The sequence below is a fragment of the Enterobacter sp. RHBSTW-00994 genome, from assembly GCF_013782625.1.
Taxonomy (GTDB): domain Bacteria; phylum Pseudomonadota; class Gammaproteobacteria; order Enterobacterales; family Enterobacteriaceae; genus Enterobacter.
The window spans coordinates 3,036,847-3,058,608 of record NZ_CP056199.1 but is presented as its reverse complement, the minus strand read 5'-3'; the positions used below and the strand labels follow the sequence as shown (position 1 = coordinate 3,058,608).

Below are 21,762 nucleotides of genomic sequence, written 5' to 3'. Positions count from 1 at the left end.
GGTTGTATGTTGAAATCAATTACCCGACGCACTTTTGTCTCTGCTTTTTCTGTCCTGGCTGCGACACCGCTGCTTAACTCGCGCGTGGCGAAGGCTGCCACCGGGGGAACGGTGGATATCAGCCATTACAACCACAATGACTGGATTGCCGCTTTTAAACAGGCGTTTGCCGAAGGGAACACGGTTATCGTTCCTGCCGGACTTCATTGTGAAAATATCAATACAGGCATTTTTATTCCTGAGGGTAAAACGCTGCTGATTCGTGGGATGTTGACCGGAAATGGCCGCGGACGCTTTGTCTTGCAGGATGGCTGCAAAGTGCTTGGGGAAGGGGAGGGACGGACTGAGAACATCACTCTGGATGTGCGTGGGTCCGATTGCGTGATTCAGGGACTGGCAATGAGTGGGTTTGGTCCCGTCACCCAGATTTACATTGGCGGAAAAACAGCGCGGGTGATGCGCAACCTGCTTATTGACAAGATCACGGTGGCTCAGGCGAATTACGCGATTCTCCGCCAGGGATTTCATAACCAGATTGATGGCGCGCGGATCACCAATAGCCGTTTTAGTCACTTGCAAGGGGATGCCATTGAGTGGAATGTCGCGATTAATGACCACAATATTTTGATCTCGGACCATGTCATCGACAACATCAACTGCACCAACGGTAAGATCAACTGGGGGATAGGGATTGGGCTGGCAGGGAGCACTTATGATAATGACTACCCTGAACAGCAGGCTGTGAAGAACTTCGTGGTGGCGAATATTACGGGCAGTAATTGCCGTCAACTGGTGCATGTTGAGAACGGCAAACACTTTGTTATTCGCAATATAAAAGCACAAAATATTACCCCGGATTTCAGTAAGAAAGCGGGGATCGATAATGCCACTGTGGCCATTTATGGCTGTGATAATTTCGTTATTGATAATGTTGAAATGGTGAATAGCGCGGGTATGTTAATTGGTTACGGCGTAATCAAGGGGGATTATCTGTCGATACCGCAGAATTTCAGGCTCAATAGCATCCGGCTTGATAATCGAAAACTTGATTACAAATTACGCGGCATTCAAATCTCTTCCGGAAATGCAACATCATTCGTGGCGATCACGAATGTTGATATTCAGCGCGCAACGCTTGAGCTACATAATAAACCGCAACATCTTTTTATGCGTAATATCAGTGTGATGCAGGAATCGAAGAGTGGACCAGCTCTTAAGGTAAACTTCGATCTGCGTAAAGATGTTCGCGGCAAGTTTATGGCAAGAGAAGAGACATTGCTTTCACTGGCCAACATTACTGCGGTTAATGAGAAGGGGCAGAGCTCCGTCGATATTGACAGGGTTGATCAGCAGGTTGTGAATGCGGAAAAACTGAATTTTACGTTGCCGCGCAGATGATACGAGTTGACACACTTTGCGACGATTCCTGGTATCTGTTCACGTGTTATTCGGATTACAACTACTGCATTTTATGGGGCTGAGGGGTAACATCTGCCCGAGAATTACAGCAAATCTTGCTGGCGAAAACAGGCTAAAGGGCTATAATTCGTCAACCATTTTAAGGTGGAAGAAATAATGATTAATTTGAAAGCAGTCATTCCGGTAGCAGGTCTTGGCATGCATATGCTGCCAGCCACCAAAGCGATTCCTAAAGAGATGCTGCCGATCGTCGACAAGCCAATGATCCAATACATCGTTGACGAGATTGTTGCTGCAGGGATCAAAGAAATCGTTCTGGTCACCCATTCATCAAAGAATGCGGTTGAAAACCACTTCGACACCTCTTACGAACTCGAAGCGTTGCTTGAGCAACGTGTCAAACGTCAGCTCCTGGCCGAAGTGCAGTCTATCTGCCCACCAGGGGTGACCATAATGAATGTCCGCCAGGCCCAGCCTCTGGGTCTGGGTCATTCCATTTTGTGTGCCCGTCCGATTGTCGGTGATAATCCGTTCATTGTCGTCTTGCCGGATATTATCCTGGACAATGCATCTGCCGACCCGCTGCGCTACAACCTTGCCGCAATGGTGGCCCGTTTCAATGAAACTGGCCGTAGCCAGGTGCTGGCAAAACGCATGAATGGCGATCTGTCCGAGTACTCTGTTATTCAGACAAAAGAACCTCTGGACTCAGAAGGCCAGGTGAGCCGTATCGTTGAATTTATCGAAAAACCAGATCAGCCGCAGACGCTGGACTCTGATTTGATGGCTGTAGGGCGTTATGTCCTCAACGCTGACATCTGGGCAGAACTGGAAAAAACGGAACCCGGCGCTTGGGATCGTGTCCAGTTAACTGACGCAATCGCTGAGCTTGCGAAGAAACAGTCCGTTGATGCGATGCTGATGACTGGCGACAGTTACGATTGCGGCAAAAAAATGGGGTACATGCAGGCGTTTGTAAACTACGGACTGCGCAACCTGAAAGAAGGGGCTAAGTTCCGTAAAAGCATTGAGAAAATGCTTACAGAGTAAGACATCGAAAAGGCCGTTTAATCGTGGCAGTAAGAAGGTAGTTGAGAGTGATTCTGGGCTGTTCAGAGCTTAGTCATTTATTCTCGCTACCTTTTTTTTTATATTAAAATCAATAGTTAAAATTAGTAGTTCTCTCTTCTAACTCCTTAATTGGCAGTAAGATTTTTCCTTGTCTTCAAGGACGTTTAAGGGGAGAATATCGGATTAGCTTTTTGTGCCAATCCTTATAAAATTGCACTCCAGTTTCAACTGAGGTGCAGATAACGTTGTTCTTTTTTTCAGTATACTGGTAGCTGTAGAGCCAGGGGCGGTAGCGTGTTTATAATTTCTGCTCGCTGCTGTGCGTCTCTACGGAATGAAGGTTGAATTTAAACATTGCGACGCAATACGGAATAGTCTTGTGAAAATACTCGTCACTGGTGGTGCAGGTTTTATTGGATCTGCAGTAGTTCGTTATATCATTAATAATACTAAAGATTCTGTAGTGAACGTAGATAAGTTGACCTACGCAGGTAACCTTGAATCGTTGGTAGACATTGAAAATGATCCGCGTTACGCATTTGAGCGAGCAGATATCTGTGATGGTAATGCCATGGCGCGTATTTTCACTGAGCATCAACCCGATGCGGTTATGCATCTGGCGGCCGAAAGCCATGTTGATCGCTCCATTACTGGTCCTGCTGCATTTATCGAAACGAACATTATCGGAACATATGTGCTGTTGGAAGCTGCTCGTCAATACTGGGCGCAACTGGATGAGACGCGCAAAGCGGCTTTCCGTTTCCATCATATCTCGACCGATGAGGTCTACGGCGATTTGCCACATCCTGATGAGTTGCCTGCCGGAAGCGCATTACCGCTGTTTACTGAAAAAACATCCTACTCCCCTAGCAGCCCTTACTCTTCCTCGAAAGCGTCCAGTGACCATTTAGTTCGTGCGTGGCGTCGTACCTACGGCTTGCCAACGCTAGTGACAAACTGCTCCAATAATTACGGTCCGTACCATTTCCCAGAAAAACTCATTCCACTTATTATCCTGAACGCAGTAGCGGGTAAACCGTTGCCGGTTTACGGCAATGGCGAGCAGATCCGTGACTGGTTGTTTGTAGAAGATCATGCTCGTGCTTTATATAAAGTGGTGACGGAAGGTGAGGTTGGCGAGACTTACAATATTGGTGGCCATAATGAGCGTAAAAACATCGATGTTGTGAAAACCATTTGCGGCATTCTCGATGAGGTTATCGCAGATAAACCTGCAGGTATTAATCATTACGCCGAACTCATTACCTATGTAACCGATCGCCCTGGGCACGATCTGCGTTATGCGATTGATGCTAGTAAAATTAAACATGATCTGGGTTGGGTCCCGCAAGAAACATTCGAGTCAGGTATTCGTAAAACTGTTCTTTGGTATTTGAATAACCAGAAGTGGTGGCAACGTATACTGGATAAGTCATATACCAAAACCAATAGTGTAAAAGAGGAAAAATAAGATGAAAGGAATCATTCTCGCAGGTGGGTCTGGTACTCGCTTATATCCTATTACGCGTGGCGTTTCAAAACAGCTATTACCAATCTATGATAAACCGATGATCTATTATCCGTTATCTACGCTGATGCTGGCAGGGATAAAAGATATTTTAGTGATCACCACAGCTGAAGATATTGATAGTTTTAAAAGATTGCTCGGAGATGGTAGCCATTTCGGTGTTAATCTACAGTATGCAATTCAACCTAGCCCTGATGGTCTGGCGCAGGCATTTCTTATCGGTGAGGAGTTTATTGGTAATGATAATGTCTGTTTAGTCTTGGGTGATAATATTTTCTATGGCCAATCATTCAGTAGGTCTTTAGCTGAAGCGGCAAAACGCGGTCACGGTGCAACAGTATTTGGTTATCAGGTCAAGGATCCAGAACGTTTTGGTGTCGTTGAATTTGATGCAGAAATGCGTGCTGTATCAATCGAAGAGAAACCTATTAAACCAAAATCTAATTATGCCGTAACGGGGTTATATTTTTATGACAATCGCGTTGTTGATTTCGCTAAAAAAGTGAAGCCATCGCCTCGCGGCGAGTTGGAGATTACGTCAATTAATGAAATGTACCTCCATGATGGTTCACTGCATGTTGAACTGTTGGGGCGTGGTTTCGCATGGTTAGATACTGGCACGCATGAGAGTCTTCATGAGGCATCCTCTTTCGTTCAAACGATTGAAAATGTTCAAGGCCTTAAAGTTGCATGCCTCGAAGAGATTGCATGGCGTAATGGTTGGCTGAATTCAGAACAAGTGAAAGCCTACGGTTTGACGATGCAGAAAAACGATTATGGTAAATATTTGATTAATCTGGTCGCAGATTCCGGAAGAAAATAATGAAAGTTCTTGTAACAGGGGCCAACGGGCAAGTGGGTCATTTACTTGCTAAAAAATTGTCTGAGATGCCTGAAGTTGAGTTGCTTTCTGTAGACAAAAATAAACTTGATATTGTGGATTCGCAAGCCGTCACTGAAACCGTGTCTGGTTTTAAACCCGATGTGATAATTAATGCTGCAGCCTATACTGCAGTTGATAAAGCTGAAGCAGAACACGATGTAGCTTACGCCATAAATTGTCTCGGTCCGAAAAATTTGGCTGAAGCGGCAGAGAAATATGGCGCTTTGCTTATTCATATTTCCACTGATTATGTTTTTCCAGGGGATAAAGAGGACGCTTATCTCGAAAGTGATACCACAGGGCCGACATCAGTTTATGGTCAGACAAAGTTGGATGGCGAAAATGCTGTGATGCAGGCGTGCCCTCGACACATCATTATTCGTACCGCGTGGGTGTTTGGTGAACATGGTAACAACTTTGTCAAAACAATGTTGCGTCTTGCAGAAACACACTCACAGCTGCGCATTGTCTCTGATCAGATCGGAGGCCCGACATACGCTGGTGATATCGCTGATTCTATTATAAAAATTGCTCATAGCGTCATCAGAGAAGATAAAACGGATTACGGAATTTATCATTATGCCGGTTTACCTCATGTGAGCTGGAGTGAATTTGCTGAGGCAATATTTAGCAAAGCTATTGAGTATGGCGTGATCCAACAATTACCGATAGTTAATCGTATCATGACTTCAGAGTACCCGACTCCTGCACACAGACCCGCGAATTCAAAGCTTGATACTCAGCGTATTACACAATGTTATGGCATCACTGCAAGTGATTGGAAGCAAGCATTAAATTCTATTAAAGCTTATAAGAGCTGACACAAATGAAAATTATTGATACAGATATTGCTGAAGTTAAAATTATTGAACCGGCAGTCTTTGGCGATGAGCGCGGTTTTTTTATGGAAACTTGGAACCAAATCCTATTCGAGCAGCGTGTTACTGGCATAAAAACAACGTTTGTACAGGACAATCACTCAAAATCTAAAAAAGGGATCCTCCGAGGACTACATTTTCAAAGCGAAAATACTCAGGGGAAACTCGTCCGTGTCGGTGTTGGTGCTGTCTTTGATGTTGCTGTTGACGTTCGTAAAAGTTCTCCAACCTGTGGAAAGTGGGTTGGTGTTGAATTGTCAGCTGAAAATAAGCGTCAATTATGGATCCCTGAAGGATTCGCACACGGTTTTTATGTACTGTCTGAAAGTGCGGAATTTATTTATAAATGCACTGATTACTATAATCCTAAAGCGGAGCATTCGATCATTTGGAATGACTCCGATTTGAATATCGCCTGGCCGATTGTTGAAGGAACACAATTGTTATTGTCTGATAAAGACGAGAAGGGCATGTCATTTAAAAAATTCATGGCGCTTTGAGGAAAGTAATGAAATTCAGTACTCACAATGATCTTGTGCTGCAGATTGCCAAGCGTAATATCTATTCAAGATATAAAGGTTCTACACTGGGTGTTTTCTGGAGCTTACTTAATCCCCTATTTCTTCTTGCCGTTTATACACTGGTGTTCGGCTTTGCATTTAAAACAAAATGGGGTGGTGGTTCTCTTGCTAGTTACCCCGTTATTCTTTTTTCTGGACTGATTTTTCATTTCTTCATTATTGAATTGCTAATGACAAGCAGTCAGTTGATTAGCGGTAATGCTAATTACGTAAAAAAGGTTGTATTTCCACTTGAAGTTTTGGTGATTTCTAACTTCCTTGCACAACTCTTCAACTTAATGATTGGCGCTATTCTCCTACTTATTGCCGTACTGCTTTCCGGCGAAAGTTTAGTCCGGGCCATAATGGCAATGATGTTGGTTCTACCACCATTTATTATCCTGACGCTTGGTTTGTCCTATATTTTTAGTGCATTAGGTACGTATATCAGAGATGTTTCACACGTTGTGAATTTAGCATCGACAATGTTTTTATTCGTCAGCCCCATTCTTTTCCCTCTTAGCGTTTTCCCAGAAATAGTTAAAGCGATAGTCTATTTAAACCCTATATCTCTAATTGTAATAGATTTCCGTGCAATTGCATTTAATATAGAGTCGTTTTCATTGCTCAGCTATGTGATTTATTTCGTGGTTGCAATTATATTGTTTGTGTTTGGACGTTGGATGTTTAAAAGATTGAGCAGAGGGTTTGCAGATGTCGTCTGATTATATCGTCAGTATTGATAATTTAACGAAAGAATTCCATCAATATCGTTCTCCTTTTCATAATGTCTACAGTCTGCTGAAAAAAACACCCGGTGAAGGTTCAGGCAAGTTTACCGCAGTGAACAATATTTCATTCGGTATTCGAAAAGGTGAGCGTGTTGGTATTGTAGGTGCTAATGGCGCGGGGAAATCAACTATTCTCCAGATGATCGCAGGAACATTGCAGCCAACCCGAGGCACTATTGAAGTTAAGGGCAAGGTTGCAGCGTTACTTGAACTGGGCGCAGGCTTTAATCCTGAATTTACAGGCATCGAAAATATTTACTTATACGCCTCGCTGCTCGGCATTGACCGGAACGTGACACAAAGTCGTATTGGTGCTATCTGCGATTTCGCAGAAATAGGTGATTTTATTGATCGTCCTGTTAAAACTTATTCTAGCGGGATGTTTGTGCGTTTGGCTTTTTCTGTCGCAATCAATGTTAACCCCGATATTCTTATTGTCGATGAGGCACTGTCTGTTGGAGATTACTTGTTCCAGACCAAATGCCACAGAGCATTTGAACAGTTTCAGGAGCAAGGAGGCACAGTTCTGTTTGTGTCACATGACCTTACTGCAGTTAGAAACACCTGCGATCGCGCTATTCTCATCGACCGAGGCTGTATTGTTTTAGATGGTCAACCCGATGTTGTGGTGAATTCTTATCAGGAATTGATGAAAACAAAAGAAATCCAGTGGCTCAAAAGCCAAGTGGCACTTCGCTCGGAGTATAGGTTTGGCCTTGGAGGTGGGAAAATCACAGATGTGATTATCTCCACTGACGAAACAGAAGATATCTCGGATGTTTCTCTGAACCAGCCAATGAATCTCTCGATTATTTTGGACCTTGAAACTGCTTTTGAAAATCCAGTCTTCACCATGACTCTGCGTAATACGTCAGGTATAGATGTGTGGGGCTTTAACAGTAAAGTGATTGGTATAGATATAAAACCAGGTACAGGGAAACGAAAAATAACTGTACATGTGCCAAACAATCTTAGCCCAGGTTCGTACACAGTAAATGCTGGCCTTATTGATATGCTTGGAGATGGTCAATATAACGAACACGATCATCGTTGGGGTATGAAATTACTGAGTGTTGTCGGGAAGACAAAAACAATCGGATTCATTCATATGGAGCCAGTGTTGCTTAAACAAGAGGATTTTAATTAATGGCAACTGAACGACTCTATTTTTCTTCCGATGAAAGTCTAGATATTGAACAGAATGCATATGATGCTGAAAATATCGAAAGGCATGAATCTCGTTATTACTTTGCTGCTAAGCAACTAACCGCAGATATGTCTGTGCTGGATTGTGCATGTGGCAGTGGTTATGGTAGTGATATTCTGAAGGATTTTTGTAATGATGTTACAGGGGTCGACATTGATCAAAGTGCTGTCGATTTTGCGACATCAAAATATAAATCTGAAAAGTTAAAATATGTATGTGGTGATATTCGCGAAATATCAGACACATTACATAAAGTAGATGCAGTTGTTTGCCTTGAAACCCTTGAGCATGTTCCAGATCCACGCATCCTGCTTGATGGTTTTATGAAAGTGCTCAAAGACGATGGCCAGTTTGTCGTCTCTACACCGGTAAGAGAAACTACCAGAGAAAATCCACTCAATAGCTACCATGTTCTTGAATATACAAGCAACGATCTACGGCGTGTCCTGAACCACTATTTTTATCAAGTAGACGTTTACTTGCAAGACCAGGACAAATTCTATCGCATTGATGATGAGATTTTTTGGGGCTTCGTGGTGGCAGTATGTAAATATCCGAAAAACAGGACTATAGAAGACTTGAGCTTACTGATTAAAGATAAAGAGACTAAAACAATGAATAACGAAACAGAACAGTCCTTCATTTCAAAGTCAGCGAGTGTCGCAGAATCCGTACTGTTTAAACCATCGTTTGAGGACGGTTTATATAATATTATGGATGGGGCCGAGATTAGAGACAATACAATTATCGAATCGCATAACCAAGGGAAATTATCTCTCGGTGAAAAATCAGTTATTGGATATAACTGCTGGTTAAATGCAACTGGTGGGATTGAAATAGGTGCTAATACACTTATTGGTGCTAATACGGTAATTACATCATCTTCACATCATTTCAAAGATGATATCCCGGTAGGTGAGCAGGGTATGTCATTTAAAAAAGTGACTATTGGATCAAATGTATGGATTGGGAGTAATGTTTCCATCCTAGAAGGTGTGAATATTGGTGAAGGTAGCGTTATTGGTGCCAATAGTGTGATTAGAAATGATGTGTTGCCTCATTCTATTGTAAAACCTGCAGATGCTATTATTACGCAAAATATTACTCGTAATAAAATTGTATTCTATCTGCTGCCATTTATGATAAGAAATGATGCATTAACATTCCAGTGCATCTATGACCGCTATAAGAAATTGGCCGAGTCTTTTGTCGAACAGGATTGGGATGTCAGTTTTATCGCGACAAACGAACTGGCTACTGTTATTCGGGCTGATGGATGGAAGTGTGTTTCCCCATCTGACTACAATACCTCTTATGAGGACAGCCAGTGGTTTGAGCGTTGGAAGCATATTCTTAATGGTGAAGCCGATCAGGTGCATAGCGATTTCATCGATCAAGCAATCACTAAACTGTCTCCACAGATGGTCTTTTGCTGGAATTACGATGGTTTGCTGAAAAAGTATTGTCACGACAATAACATCACTATTTTCTTTAATGAACTGGGATTGTCGCGTGCACCTAATCCTGTCGTTTATTACAGTGATCCTGAAGGTGTAAACAGTACCAGTGCTCTGAAAAAATTCTGGAATGAGTTCGATAATTTCGAACTATCAGAAAATGAACGCACCATCGCCCGATTGACGGTGGGAAAAGTCAGAAATAATTATCGAATTACTGCGGACCGTAAAGAAGAAATTCGTACGCAACTCGGCCTTGAAGATAAAAAAACTATCCTGATCGCACTTCAGGTTGAAGACGATTCGAACATAGTTGCAGGTTCTAAATATGAATCCATGCAGCAATTCGTTGATGAATGCTTAGGTTGCTCACGGAACAACATACAGTTCATTATCAAAAAACATCCGGCACAGAGTCACTGTGTAGTAAATGCGGGGAATATTCCTGTCATCATTGACAAATATAGCACTCAAGAATTGATTGCATTTACAGATGCTGTTTTTACCATTAACTCCTCTCTGGGTTTCGAAGCACTGATTGCGGGGAAAAAGGTGTTCTCCTTTGGTAACGCTCCTTATGCGGTTCCAGAGTTGGTTGTTGATGCAGTCAATGGTATTCCAGCAGAAAAAATGGACACATTGGATGGCTACAGCAGTGATGATGATGTATTACTGAAATTTGTATATCTGACATACCAGCAATACTTTATTGTTGAAAATCGATTCTTCAATGCTGAATTCCATATTCGCCGATACTTGCTGAGTAAATCAGCTGGAAAAAATAGCACAGCTTATTTCTTCGATAGTGGTTCCTATTTCAAGGAACGTGAGATTCTTGTAAATCGTTTCCAGAATAAAGTGTTACAGAATTCTATTTTGGGTTATGAAAAATGGATAGAAACCCTCAAAGTGACCGAGAAGAATGCAATGGAAATATCTGAATGGGCGCAGTCACTTAATCTGAAAGTGCAAGAGTATGAAGAAAAAATAGCGAATGATGCCGCTGCTGCACAAGCTATGCAGCCAAAACCAAGTGCATTCCAGCGTCTGTGTGGTTTCTTTAAAGGCAAAAGGGATTGATTCAAATGCTAAAGAATAAAATTAAAAAAATTGTGAGACCATTTTATTATCAATTGTCTCCTGCGATGCGTGGTAGAGCAAAAAAAATCTATCAACTCGTTCGGGGTATTCACCTGGAACAGCATGTCGCAACCCACTCTTTCATTAGCAGAGATGGTGTAGATATTTTTGGTGATTTGACATGTTTACATCAGTTACCAAAGAAAGAAAAAGGGCTAGACATTTTACTCTTCCCTGTTATTGACTGGGACTTTCGACTACAACGCCCACAACAGTTAGTCAAAGAGTTGGCTAAACTCGGAAGTAGAATTATTTATTTTTCGACGACATTTAATGTCAGCACTGCACCTGGATTTATCATTGAGAAAATGCCAGTTGAAGGTGTTGTATTATGTAAGTTAAATATAAATAAGCATGAAGTTAATATTTACAAAGACAGGTTGGATAATGAGCAGATCAATTTTTTGGTTCATAGCATTTATCTGGCACGTCAGGCTTTTGGTTTCGGTTACACCAATTCGATTATCGACTTACCTTTTTGGCGAGAAATTGTAGAAAGATTGTCTTCTAACTTTATTATCTACGATTGTATGGACCACCATGCCGGGTTTGATAATAATGAATCAACAATGTTGACTGAAGAGGAAAGATTATTTAAATCTTCAGACCTGGTCATAACCACGGCTCAAAGATTATCTGAAAGTGTTATGAAATATCGTGAAAATATCATTATTCGTAATGGATGTGAGGCAGAATATTTCGCGAAAGTTCCTGAGCATGGGGCATTGACTAAAACACGACCTGTTGTCGGGTATTATGGTGCAATTGCTGAGTGGTTTGATTTAGATCTGTTAGTTTCGGCAGCAAAAGCTTATCCGCAGTATGACTTTGTTATGATTGGTAGCACCACCTGCGATATTACAGCGGCAAAACAAATTGATAATATCAAATTCCTCGGCGAAGTACCGTACGCTAAGTTGACTCCCTATCTGAAGGATTTCGATGTCTGTTTGATCCCTTTCAAACTCATCGAACTTACGTTGTGTACTAATCCGGTAAAAGTATATGAATATCTGGCGGCTGGGAAACCAGTTGTCTGCACTGCTATGCCCGAAGTTATTATCATGGGAGATGTTGTTCACATAGCAGAGACAAAAGATCAATTTATTGCGCAAATTGCAACAGCCATGTCGGAAACCGAAGATGAATTGCTTAGTGAGAAACGTAGGCAGTGGGCTAAAAATCATGACTGGGAAAGCCGTGCACGCCAACTGCTCGCTGCATTACAGGAACTCAACCATAGTAAACCTAAAGTCAGTCTAATTGTACTAACCTATAATAACTTATCATTGACAAAAGAATGCTTGCATAGCATTGAACGCAATACTGAATATGATAATTATGAAGTCATTATTGTTGATAATTTATCGACTGATGATACACGTGATTATTTACAGAAAAATTATATGGACAAGCCGAATTATACAGTCATTCTGAATGATGATAATATAGGTTTTGCAGCAGGAAATAATATCGGTCTCGAAGTAGCCACGGGCGATATTTTGATTGTACTTAATAATGATACTTATGTGTCACCATTCTGGCTGGGGGGATTAGTTAAGGCATTTAAACGTAATCCTGAACTTGGTCTTGTCGGTCCTGTAACCAATAATATTGGTAATGAGTCAAAAATAAATATCAGTTATAGCAACTGGTCAGAGATGCATGTTAAATCATTACAATACATCTCTAGCCATTCTAATGAGATTTATACCATGGATTGTCTTGCTTTCTTCTGTGCTGCAATTCGACGTGAAGTTTATAATGAATTAGGCGGTATTTCGCTAGACTATGGTTTAGGTTTCTTTGAAGACGATGATTATTGTAAACGAGTCAAAGAGAATGGCTGGTCCATGGCTGCAATAGAAGATTCATTTGTTCACCACCATTTATCGGCAAGCTTTAATCAGCTTAAAAATAACAAAAAAGAATTATTAATGCAGAAAAATAAAGCTATTTTTGAGAGTAAATGGGGGGAGTGGAAGGCGCATAGTTATAGACCCGGGGTATACTAAAAATGATAGTAGTATATTTATCACCTGTTAACTGGGATAGTATTGCTCAGCGACCACATTTCTTTGCTGACTTTATTGCTGAGCATGATATTGAAAAAATAATCTGGGTCGAACCATTACCATCTCGGTTTCCAAAATATTCAGACATCAGAACAAAAATAATCGGTGTCGAGTCAAAAAGTATCGTAAAACATCAGAAAATTGATGTTACTAAAGTTAATAATGTTGTACCCGTAGAACCTTTTAATAATATCTATAAGTTGATTAATGGAAAGGTTATCAAGAAATTCATTATCGATCTGAAAGAGCGAATTAATTTCCAAGATGCTATGCTTGTTGTTGGAAAACCCAGCGTACTAAGCCTTGAAATTATTAACAGTATTCAATTTAAGAATATCATTGTAGATGTGATGGATGACTATCCGCACTTTTTCAAGGGAAGGGCAAGGAAAAGTGTATCTAATTTGTTGAAGGAATTACTCCATAAAGCGGATGTTTCATTGTTTTCATCAAATGGACTCCTTACGAAATACAGTGCATTTACAAATAATGCCTTTCTGGCTATGAATGCTTGTTCTAAATCATTCTATAGTGAGATCAAAAAAAGAGAAGAAGAGAAGAGTACGTCTTCTTCCAATACTATTATTTATGGTTACATCGGAAGTGTTGCCAAATGGTTCGATTGGGGGTTTATTACTAAATTATCTGTCAGTCGGCCTGATGCAACGATTTTAATTGTCGGTCCTTTATATGTTAAACCAGATAACATTCCTGAAAATGTAATAATTAAGCCTGCAATAGAACATAAAAATATCCCTGATGTGATAAGAACATTTACTTATGGGATTATTCCATTTTGTATTGATGAGTTAACTGAGTCTGTAGATCCTGTTAAATACTATGAGTATATAGCTGCTGGAATACCTGTAATATCAACTAATTTCGGTGAGATGAAAAACAGGGTAGATAGTGGGTTGGCAGTGACTCTCGAACAGCATCTTGCAGGAGATGAACCTACTGTTGAAAAACCAATCTTCTGGGAGAATAGATTTAGTATTTTAGATGAAGGGTATTTCTGTGTTAAGAAATTTTAAAATATATACTTTTATTGGTGTTTTAAATACTGCATTACATTGGACGATTTTCTTTATTTTAAGTGGCTTTGGTTTTTCGCAAGCATATAGTAATTTAACCGCCTTCATTATTTCTTCAACTTTTTCTTATTGTATGAACTCGAAGTTCAATTTTAAAAAGAAAGCGAAGGGAAGAACATACATTTTATTTGTGGTTGGTCTTGGCGCACTGAGTTTGTTGATTGGTGGATGTGCGGATAGATTTAATATAAACAGCTTCATCACCTTGATTGCATTTTCCGGTTTAAGTTTAATCCTAGGTTTTATCTACTCAAAATATATAGTGTTCAAATAATATGAATAAAATATCATTGATTGTTCCTGTTTTTAATGAAGAAGATGCAATTCCTATATTTTATCAAAAAGTAAAAAATGATGATTTTTTGTCAAAAATGAATTTTGAAATCATCTTTGTTAATGATGGTAGTAGCGATAAAACTGAAGGCATAGTTAAGGATATAATATCTGAAGACAATCGTGTTATATTGATCAACCTATCGAGAAACTTTGGGAAAGAAAAGGCCTTGTTTGCTGGCTTGTGCGCCGTAGATGCTGATTTTATCGTACCCATAGATGTTGATTTACAAGACCCTATCGAATTGATTGAAGTAATGTATGAATCGCTGACTGATCAATCAATTGATGTCGTACTTGCAAAGCGTGTAGATAGAAGCAGTGATACATTCTTAAAAAGAAAAACCGCCGAGCTATTCTATAAAACACACAATAAAATGTCAGATGTAAAACTCGAAGCGAATGTTGGCGATTTCAGAATGATGCGTAAACAAGTCGTATCATCGATCACAAAGATGTCAGAGTCGCAATTATTTATGAAAGGTATATTCTCTTGGGTTGGTTTTAGAACCAGTGTAGTTGAATATAAAAGGAGCTCACGAGTTGCAGGGGACAGTAAATTTAACAGCTGGAAATTGTGGAATTTGGCTGTTGAAGGCATAACGTCGTTTAGTATTGCACCCTTGAAAATATGGGTTTACTTAGGTGCAGTAGTCTCCTCTGTTTCATTCATTTATGCAATGAACTTGATTGTTTCAAAATTAATATTTGGTAACCCAGTAGCTGGATATCCATCAATTATGGTTGCGATTCTTTTTCTGGGAGGGGTTCAGTTAATTGGCATTGGTGTTCTGGGTGAATATATTGGCCGCTGCTATATGGAAAGTAAGCACAGACCAAAGTTTATTGTTAGAGACGTAATTCACAACCAGGATGCAAATAATGACATTAGCAAATAAGATTACTTTGATTATTATATTCGGTATTATTGCAAATATCGGTTTGTTTATGAATCCTGGCTATTTTAGTCATGATGAAATTGGCTGGGGATTGAAAGCTATAGCAGCAAACAATCTCTCTGATATAAAGTTTTATAATATATTTGAATATAATGATTTTCATTATCGGCCTTTGAATTTTAATCTTTGGTTAATCTCGAGTTATTATCTCTACGATACTCCGCAGGTATTCCATCTTGCTTTATTAATCTGTGGGGTTATTAATGCAATTCTTATTTATTATATAATAAAAAAAATTTCCAATGAGAATGTGGCATTTATAGCCGCACTAATCAGTACAGTTATGCCTTCTATTGTTTTTGTTAATGGTTGGATCGGAACCATTGCTGATGTGTTTTGGTTTATGTGTTGTAGCATTTCGTTCCTCATTTTTTTACAATCCCGCTTTGCATTTAATAATAGAAAGTACCTACTCTTTATATTAGCTTGTGTATTCTTTACTTTTGCACTTATGTTTAAGGAAACCGCTGTTGTTTATCCCGCAGTTGTTTTCCTGTACATTGCGTATGATTACTTCTTTAATAAAGTAAGGTCAGGACCTTCTGTTCGCGGGGCTTTATTATTTTTCTTGATCAGTTCATTGATTGTTGTCGTCTATCTATCGCTAAGGTTTGAATATTTATTCCCTAAACAAGGTGGATATGGTACGTCAGTAAGTAATATTCCAATAAGATCTTTAGAGTATTTTATATTTCCTTTTCTACTTGATAATATAGAAATTCATGGGCTGTTTGAACAATATACCGCTGCGCAATTACTTATTGCAGGTGTCATACATTTATTCTTTATCGTTCTGGTTTGTCGCCGCTCTGTTCTGAATTATTTATTTTATTTTGCTTTTTATTATGTTGGCTCTATTCCAATTTTAATATTGGATATGAGTTTGCCTCATTACATATATACGTCAGGATTTACAATAGCAGTAAGCCTTGCTGTTATTTACAATAGATCTGGACTCTACAAATTTATTAGTATTATTCTTTTTGGTCTTCTGTGTATACATAGTTTTAATCTTCAAAGAAATTATGTTGTAACTGGTGTCTATCAGAATAATTTTGTAAGCACACTCTACTCTGTATTAAGCAGTAACAAAAATGAAAATTGCCAATATTTAATTGAACCTTCATCGGGAAGCATGTCATGGATAGCTGTCAGGGCAATATCATTCCGTAGGAGCATTGACGATTTGGTGTTACCTAAAGATATTGTTTTTAATAAAATTGACTTAAATAAAGAAAACCATAAGAGTGTATGCAGACTATCTCTTGATGTCGTTGGTAGAGTTAAATTGATAGGTATTGATGATGCTAACGATTAATAGTTTTCTGAAAGTTAAAACGCTAGATGATATGATGAAAGATAAGTCTGATATATTTTCTTTTATTAGATTGTTTGCAGCTTTACTTGTTTTGTATGCACATTCATACCACATATTCGGATTAGGAGCTGACCCACTTTCGAGAAAGATTGGATTTTATACGGGAACCCTTGCCGTATATATGTTTTTCACGATAAGCGGTTTTTTTATTTTACAAAGTGCTATTAAGCGTTCATTTGTAGAATATACAGTTGCTAGGATCACTAGAATTTTTCCTGCCTTATTCATTGCAAACATTCTTACGGTATTTGTTATAATACCTTTAGCAGAGAAAGTAGATTATTTTTCTTTTGTTTCTATGAGCTCTTCTTGGGATTATATTGAGGTCAATTCATTATTACAGACTGTTCTATTCTCTCTTCCAGATATTTTTACAAATAATCCGGACCATGCTATTAATGGTTCATTATGGACCTTGCCTGTTGAAGTTCGGGCGTATATCGCTGCCTTATTATTTGTTGCACTGGGTATGACATCTACTCAGGGGCGGTATAACTCATTTTTCATCATTTTTGTTTTGATGAACTCTTTATTCCCAAATGTCTTGGAAGCAGTTTTCCCAATACCTGGCTCAGTTAGCCTTATTTACTTCTTCTGTATTGGTGGTGTGTTATACATAAATCGATGCTTTATACTTGTTTCACCATTATTAATGGCTTTTGTTGCAATTATTTTGCTCCATTACAGATTTGCAATTAACCCGTTAATCGTTCCTTTCTTGGTTGGCTATCTTGTTATTTCTTCTGGGTATCTACTGGGAGTGTTAAAATTTCTAAATTTTAAACATGATTACTCATATGGATTGTATTTATATGCATACCCCATATCACAAATGAGTTTTTCGTTGCTAAGTGGTCATGGTTTTGTTCTTTATTTCATTTTTATTTTTTGTGCTACCTTTGCAACTGCTTTCTTCTCATGGCATTGCGTGGAAAAACCTGCCATTCATTATGCCAGAACCTTAATTATCCCCTATATTTCATTAATGGTGAGAAGGTTTAATATGATTAGTGTAAGAGATGGATCATGAACAAGATAAAAGTATTATCCATTTTTGGGACGCGTCCTGAAGCAATTAAAATGGCTCCTGTTGTTGAATTTCTGAAGGGAGACAGTCGATTTATTAGTAAGGTTTGCGTTACTGCTCAACATCGAGAAATGCTCGACCAGGTTTTGCAGTTATTTGATATTAAGCCAGACTTTGATCTTAATATTATGAAACCAGGTCAAGATTTGACCGATGTAACATCTTCTATTCTTTTAGGTCTACGCTCAGTTTTTCAAGAATTTAAACCTGATTATGTATTAGTACATGGTGATACAGCGACAACATTGTCTGCCACCCTTGCTAGTTATTACCAGCAAATCAAGGTTGGTCACGTAGAAGCTGGGTTACGAACTCATAATATATATTCTCCTTGGCCGGAAGAGGGTAATCGTAAATTAACTGGAGCGCTTGCGAATTTACACTTTGCGCCTACCTCTACTTCAGCTGATAATTTACGTCTTGAAAATATTCCTAATGATAGTATTGTTGTCACAGGAAATACCGTAATCGATGCTCTTCTTATGGTGAATGATAAATTGGAAAATGATCCGGTATTATCCGGTGAAATTAAACAGAACTTCCAGTTTATTAATTCTGAACGAAGAATTGTTTTAGTTACTGGACATCGCCGTGAAAGCTTTGGTGGCGGTTTTGAACGTATATGTAATGCTATTCTGACGTTGGCAAAAGCATATCCAGATGTTGATTTTGTTTATCCAGTACATTTGAATCCAAATGTTCGCAATGTGGTCAATTCAATACTACTTGGGCAAGATAATATTTATCTTATTCAGCCACAAGATTATTTACCATTCGTATATTTGATGAATGCATCAAGTATAATTCTGACTGATTCTGGTGGAATACAGGAAGAAGCACCATCCCTTGGTAAGCCAGTGCTTGTTATGCGAGATACAACTGAAAGACCTGAGGCTGTTACTGCGGGTACTGTCAAGCTTGTAGGTACTGATGAGAACCGTATTTTTGATGAGGTCTCCTTGCTACTGACTAACCAGTCTGAGTATGACAGAATGTGCTTTGCTCATAACCCATACGGTGATGGTAAAGCATCATCGAGGATAGCAGATGCTATCGTTTCTTCTCTTAGCTGAAGAAATGGTAGGTTAGATAACTAATTAAAAACCATCTGAAATGCTTTGAGTATATCTTACGGTTATTAAATGCCCCTTTATGTATCGCCTTTATACCTGGTAGATATGTTAGGGGCATTTTCATTTTCTTGGCTCTTCTGCAGATGTCAACATCTTCAAAATACATAAAGAACTTATTACTAAAACCTTCAAGTCTTTCATAAGATTTTTTCTTAAATAATAAAAATGAACCAGCGGCCCAGTCTATTTGTAATGGTTCACAAATGGTCTTTTTATCATATGCATCTGAACGGTAATCTTTTTTTAATAACCCTTTCAGTGGTCCTGTTAATTTAGGGAATCGACGAATGGAAAGTTCGGGTTTCTCAAATTTTTCATCATAAAATAAGTTGATAGTGAAAATCTCTGATTCATATCCTGCGATGGCATCTTTAAGTTTTTCTAACTCATTTGGTTCTATAATTACATCGGGATTAATTACCAGAAAATAGTCATCATCACTAATTATTTTATTGTTAACTAAATATTTGAAAACAAAATTGTTATTCTCACCAAAACCCAACCCATGATCACTATCAAGCAATGTTATTTTGTGACTTCCAGCAAAGTCTTTGAGTGCAGCAGATGCTGGCGTGTTTGACTTGATTATAACGGGATTATTTTCTGCAATCTGTGCCAAGCTTGTATTTGATACAATCAGATGATCATGATTATGGTTGATAATGCTTAAGAAAATCATATCTGGTATACTTGTTGTAGCTGATCAGTGAAAATGTATGGTTCATAATACCTTCAGATACCGAGGTGAGGCAACTGCCTTTTAATGTGTTTTGTATAAAGGTATATCATTTATGGCGAAATTTTGATTTCACTTAGGTAGTGTGTTTTTTATTCAAAATACGTCGATGAATGAGAATGGATTTGGTTACGTTTTTATTCGTTGACCGCATTTACAATGTTTTTTTGACAGCATTTAAAATAATAATATGTAACATCTAATTACGAGTGGGTTTTTTGAGTCGCATTACCTTTAATTCTCGGCTTTTTTGTCTTTCTTTTTTGAGCGTATGAGCCATCTATCCTGACGTCATTTATAAACTTCTTCTGCATTGCGAATCCCCTATAGACAGTTTATCTTGTTGTGCTGTGTAGAATGAATCCTTTTAATAATGCATTCATATACGCTACATTAGAGATCGCAAAAGTTTTCCAGTATGTAGGAGTAAAAAATGTCCAAGCAACAAATCGGTGTTGTCGGTATGGCAGTGATGGGGCGCAACCTGGCGCTCAACATCGAAAGCCGCGGTTATACCGTCTCCGTTTTCAACCGCTCCCGTGAAAAAACCGAAGAAGTGATTGCTGAGAACCCTGGCAAGAAACTGGTTCCTTTTTACACGGTGCAGGAGTTTGTTGAGTCTCTGGAAACACCTCGTCGTATCCTGTTGATGGTGAAAGCGGGCGCTGGCACAGATGCTGCTATTGACTCCCTGAAGCCATATCTTGATAAAGGCGACATCATTATTGATGGCGGTAATACTTTCTACCATGACACCATCCGTCGTAACCGTGAACTGTCTGCTGAAGGTTTCAACTTTATCGGTACTGGCGTATCCGGTGGTGAAGAGGGCGCACTGAAAGGCCCATCTATCATGCCTGGTGGACAGAAAGACGCATACGAACTGGTTGCGCCAATCCTGACCAAAATTGCTGCAGTGGCGGAAGATGGTGTACCGTGCGTGACCTATATCGGTCCAGACGGTGCGGGCCACTACGTGAAGATGGTTCATAACGGCATCGAATACGGCGATATGCAGCTGATTGCTGAAGCCTATTCTCTGCTGAAAGGCGGCCTGAATCTCTCCAACGAAGAGCTGGCACAGACCTTTACCGACTGGAATAACGGCGAGCTGAGCAGCTATCTGATCGACATCACCAAAGATATCTTCACCAAGAAAGATGAAGAAGGTAAATACCTGGTTGATGTGATTCTGGATGAAGCGGCGAACAAAGGCACGGGTAAATGGACCAGCCAGAGTTCCCTGGATCTGGGCGAGCCACTGTCTCTGATCACCGAATCCGTATTTGCGCGTTATATCTCCTCCCTCAAAGAGCAGCGTGTTGCGGCTTCTAAAGTTCTGTCTGGCCCACAAGCTAAGCCAGCAAGTGACAAAGCGGAATTCATCGAGAAAGTCCGCCGCGCATTGTACCTGGGGAAAATTGTCTCTTACGCTCAGGGCTTCTCGCAGCTGCGTGCCGCTTCTGACGAAAACAACTGGGATCTGAACTACGGCGAAATTGCGAAGATCTTCCGTGCAGGTTGTATCATTCGCGCCCAGTTCCTGCAGAAAATCACCGATGCCTACGCTGAAAACGCGAGCATCGCTAACCTGCTGCTGGCTCCTTACTTCAAGAAAATCGCTGATGAATACCAGCAAGCCTTGCGTGATGTTGTGGCTTATGCGGTTCAGAACGGCATTCCGGTTCCAACTTTCTCTGCCGCTGTGGCTTACTACGACAGCTATCGTGCTGCTGTTCTGCCTGCGAACCTGATCCAGGCACAGCGCGATTACTTTGGTGCGCATACGTACAAACGCACTGATAAAGAAGGTGTGTTCCACACCGAATGGCTGGATTAATCTGATTTAGCCTCACGCAGTGACATGAACCCGGAGAATCTCTCCGGGTTTTTTTACGCCAAAATTCGTGGCAGGTGACTCGAAGTAGTCCGAATGTCAGCCTGATACACGTCAATCCTCCGGCTTCGCCTTGACAGCCCTACAAGCCAGGAGGTAAAAAGCCCACAGTTATTGATTATCGTGATGGTCAAAC

18 protein-coding genes are annotated in these 21,762 nt (G+C 39.8%); 17 read left to right on the top strand and 1 reads right to left on the bottom strand.

What is annotated here, in order from left to right:
* The first annotated feature begins 6 nt into the window (after window positions 1-6).
* The 16 genes from wcaM to wecB all read left to right on the top strand — a co-directional run bounded on the left by wcaM (window position 7) and on the right by wecB (window position 18,933).
* Window positions 7-1,398, top strand: coding sequence for a colanic acid biosynthesis protein WcaM (wcaM, locus tag HV346_RS14780; protein WP_181620055.1), 1,392 nt, complete (start codon window positions 7-9; stop codon window positions 1,396-1,398).
* 177 nt (window positions 1,399-1,575) lie between these two features.
* The gene (gene galF / locus HV346_RS14775) at window positions 1,576-2,469 is read left to right on the top strand and encodes a GalU regulator GalF (protein ID WP_181620054.1); all 894 of its coding nucleotides are present in this window, start codon (window positions 1,576-1,578) and stop codon (window positions 2,467-2,469) included.
* 400 nt (window positions 2,470-2,869) lie between these two features.
* A complete protein-coding gene (gene rfbB / locus HV346_RS14770; protein WP_220131479.1) occupies window positions 2,870-3,961 on the top strand; it encodes a dTDP-glucose 4,6-dehydratase in 1,092 nt (363 codons plus the stop codon).
* Between the two features lies 1 nt (window position 3,962).
* The gene (gene rfbA, locus HV346_RS14765) at window positions 3,963-4,841 is read left to right on the top strand and encodes a glucose-1-phosphate thymidylyltransferase RfbA (RefSeq protein WP_181620052.1); all 879 of its coding nucleotides are present in this window, start codon (window positions 3,963-3,965) and stop codon (window positions 4,839-4,841) included.
* Window positions 4,841-5,722, top strand: a complete 882-nt coding sequence (rfbD, locus tag HV346_RS14760; RefSeq protein ID WP_181620051.1) for a dTDP-4-dehydrorhamnose reductase — start codon at window positions 4,841-4,843, stop codon at window positions 5,720-5,722. Before rfbA ends, rfbD begins: the two co-directional genes overlap by 1 nt.
* 5 nt (window positions 5,723-5,727) lie before the next feature.
* Entirely contained in the window at window positions 5,728-6,279 is a 552-nt protein-coding gene (rfbC, locus tag HV346_RS14755) for a dTDP-4-dehydrorhamnose 3,5-epimerase (protein WP_181620050.1), read from the top strand.
* 8 nt (window positions 6,280-6,287) lie between these two features.
* The gene (locus HV346_RS14750; protein ID WP_181620049.1) at window positions 6,288-7,064 is read left to right on the top strand and encodes an ABC transporter permease; all 777 of its coding nucleotides are present in this window, start codon (window positions 6,288-6,290) and stop codon (window positions 7,062-7,064) included.
* Window positions 7,054-8,277, top strand: a complete 1,224-nt coding sequence (locus HV346_RS14745) for an ABC transporter ATP-binding protein (protein ID WP_181620048.1) — start codon at window positions 7,054-7,056, stop codon at window positions 8,275-8,277. Before HV346_RS14750 ends, HV346_RS14745 begins: the two co-directional genes overlap by 11 nt.
* Entirely contained in the window at window positions 8,277-10,874 is a 2,598-nt protein-coding gene (locus HV346_RS14740) for a methyltransferase domain-containing protein (RefSeq protein WP_181620047.1), read from the top strand. The genes HV346_RS14745 and HV346_RS14740 overlap by 1 nt, the downstream gene beginning before the upstream one ends.
* A gap of 5 nt (window positions 10,875-10,879) precedes the next feature.
* Complete coding sequence (locus HV346_RS14735; protein WP_181620046.1) at window positions 10,880-12,949, top strand: glycosyltransferase; 2,070 nt, start codon at window positions 10,880-10,882, stop codon at window positions 12,947-12,949.
* Between the two features lie 2 nt (window positions 12,950-12,951).
* Window positions 12,952-14,043: a glycosyltransferase gene (locus tag HV346_RS14730; protein WP_181620045.1), complete on the top strand. Its 1,092-nt coding sequence runs from the start codon at window positions 12,952-12,954 to the stop codon at window positions 14,041-14,043.
* Window positions 14,027-14,377 (top strand): GtrA family protein, encoded by a 351-nt coding sequence (locus HV346_RS14725; RefSeq protein WP_220131478.1) that lies wholly within the window; start codon window positions 14,027-14,029, stop codon window positions 14,375-14,377. Before HV346_RS14730 ends, HV346_RS14725 begins: the two co-directional genes overlap by 17 nt.
* A gap of 1 nt (window position 14,378) precedes the next feature.
* Complete coding sequence (locus tag HV346_RS14720) at window positions 14,379-15,335, top strand: glycosyltransferase family 2 protein (protein ID WP_181620043.1); 957 nt, start codon at window positions 14,379-14,381, stop codon at window positions 15,333-15,335.
* A complete protein-coding gene (locus tag HV346_RS14715; RefSeq protein ID WP_181620042.1) occupies window positions 15,319-16,713 on the top strand; it encodes a glycosyltransferase family 39 protein in 1,395 nt (464 codons plus the stop codon). Before HV346_RS14720 ends, HV346_RS14715 begins: the two co-directional genes overlap by 17 nt.
* The gene (locus HV346_RS14710) at window positions 16,697-17,803 is read left to right on the top strand and encodes an acyltransferase (RefSeq protein WP_249415103.1); all 1,107 of its coding nucleotides are present in this window, start codon (window positions 16,697-16,699) and stop codon (window positions 17,801-17,803) included. Before HV346_RS14715 ends, HV346_RS14710 begins: the two co-directional genes overlap by 17 nt.
* A 5-nt stretch (window positions 17,804-17,808) precedes the next feature.
* On the top strand, window positions 17,809-18,933 hold the full coding sequence (gene wecB, locus HV346_RS14705; RefSeq protein WP_249415150.1) for a UDP-N-acetylglucosamine 2-epimerase (non-hydrolyzing): 1,125 nt from the start codon (window positions 17,809-17,811) through the stop codon (window positions 18,931-18,933).
* On the opposite strand, the gene HV346_RS14700 is transcribed toward wecB, so the two are convergent.
* Window positions 18,926-19,672, bottom strand: a complete 747-nt coding sequence (locus HV346_RS14700; RefSeq protein ID WP_181620040.1) for a glycosyltransferase family 2 protein — start codon at window positions 19,670-19,672, stop codon at window positions 18,926-18,928. The genes wecB and HV346_RS14700 overlap by 8 nt on opposite strands.
* A gap of 490 nt (window positions 19,673-20,162) precedes the next feature.
* Here HV346_RS14700 and gndA point away from each other — a divergent pair, with 490 nt between their 5' ends.
* A complete protein-coding gene (gndA, locus tag HV346_RS14695) occupies window positions 20,163-21,569 on the top strand; it encodes an NADP-dependent phosphogluconate dehydrogenase (RefSeq protein WP_181620039.1) in 1,407 nt (468 codons plus the stop codon).
* Window positions 21,570-21,762: the final 193 nt, after the last annotated feature.

What these genes read in the sequence shown, in the direction of transcription:
- HV346_RS14700 (WP_181620040.1), bottom strand. Translation starts at nt 19,672, where the DNA reads ATGATTTTCTTAAGCATTATCAACCATAATCATGATCATCTGATTGTA.
- HV346_RS14715 (WP_181620042.1), top strand. Translation starts at nt 15,319, where the DNA reads ATGACATTAGCAAATAAGATTACTTTGATTATTATATTCGGTATTATT.
- HV346_RS14730 (WP_181620045.1), top strand. Translation starts at nt 12,952, where the DNA reads ATGATAGTAGTATATTTATCACCTGTTAACTGGGATAGTATTGCTCAG.
- HV346_RS14740 (WP_181620047.1), top strand. Translation starts at nt 8,277, where the DNA reads ATGGCAACTGAACGACTCTATTTTTCTTCCGATGAAAGTCTAGATATT.
- HV346_RS14745 (WP_181620048.1), top strand. Translation starts at nt 7,054, where the DNA reads ATGTCGTCTGATTATATCGTCAGTATTGATAATTTAACGAAAGAATTC.
- gndA (WP_181620039.1), top strand. Translation starts at nt 20,163, where the DNA reads ATGTCCAAGCAACAAATCGGTGTTGTCGGTATGGCAGTGATGGGGCGC.
- rfbD (WP_181620051.1), top strand. Translation starts at nt 4,841, where the DNA reads ATGAAAGTTCTTGTAACAGGGGCCAACGGGCAAGTGGGTCATTTACTT.
- HV346_RS14735 (WP_181620046.1), top strand. Translation starts at nt 10,880, where the DNA reads ATGCTAAAGAATAAAATTAAAAAAATTGTGAGACCATTTTATTATCAA.
- HV346_RS14750 (WP_181620049.1), top strand. Translation starts at nt 6,288, where the DNA reads ATGAAATTCAGTACTCACAATGATCTTGTGCTGCAGATTGCCAAGCGT.
- HV346_RS14710 (WP_249415103.1), top strand. Translation starts at nt 16,697, where the DNA reads ATGATGCTAACGATTAATAGTTTTCTGAAAGTTAAAACGCTAGATGAT.
- rfbA (WP_181620052.1), top strand. Translation starts at nt 3,963, where the DNA reads ATGAAAGGAATCATTCTCGCAGGTGGGTCTGGTACTCGCTTATATCCT.
- galF (WP_181620054.1), top strand. Translation starts at nt 1,576, where the DNA reads ATGATTAATTTGAAAGCAGTCATTCCGGTAGCAGGTCTTGGCATGCAT.
- HV346_RS14720 (WP_181620043.1), top strand. Translation starts at nt 14,379, where the DNA reads ATGAATAAAATATCATTGATTGTTCCTGTTTTTAATGAAGAAGATGCA.
- rfbC (WP_181620050.1), top strand. Translation starts at nt 5,728, where the DNA reads ATGAAAATTATTGATACAGATATTGCTGAAGTTAAAATTATTGAACCG.
- wcaM (WP_181620055.1), top strand. Translation starts at nt 7, where the DNA reads ATGTTGAAATCAATTACCCGACGCACTTTTGTCTCTGCTTTTTCTGTC.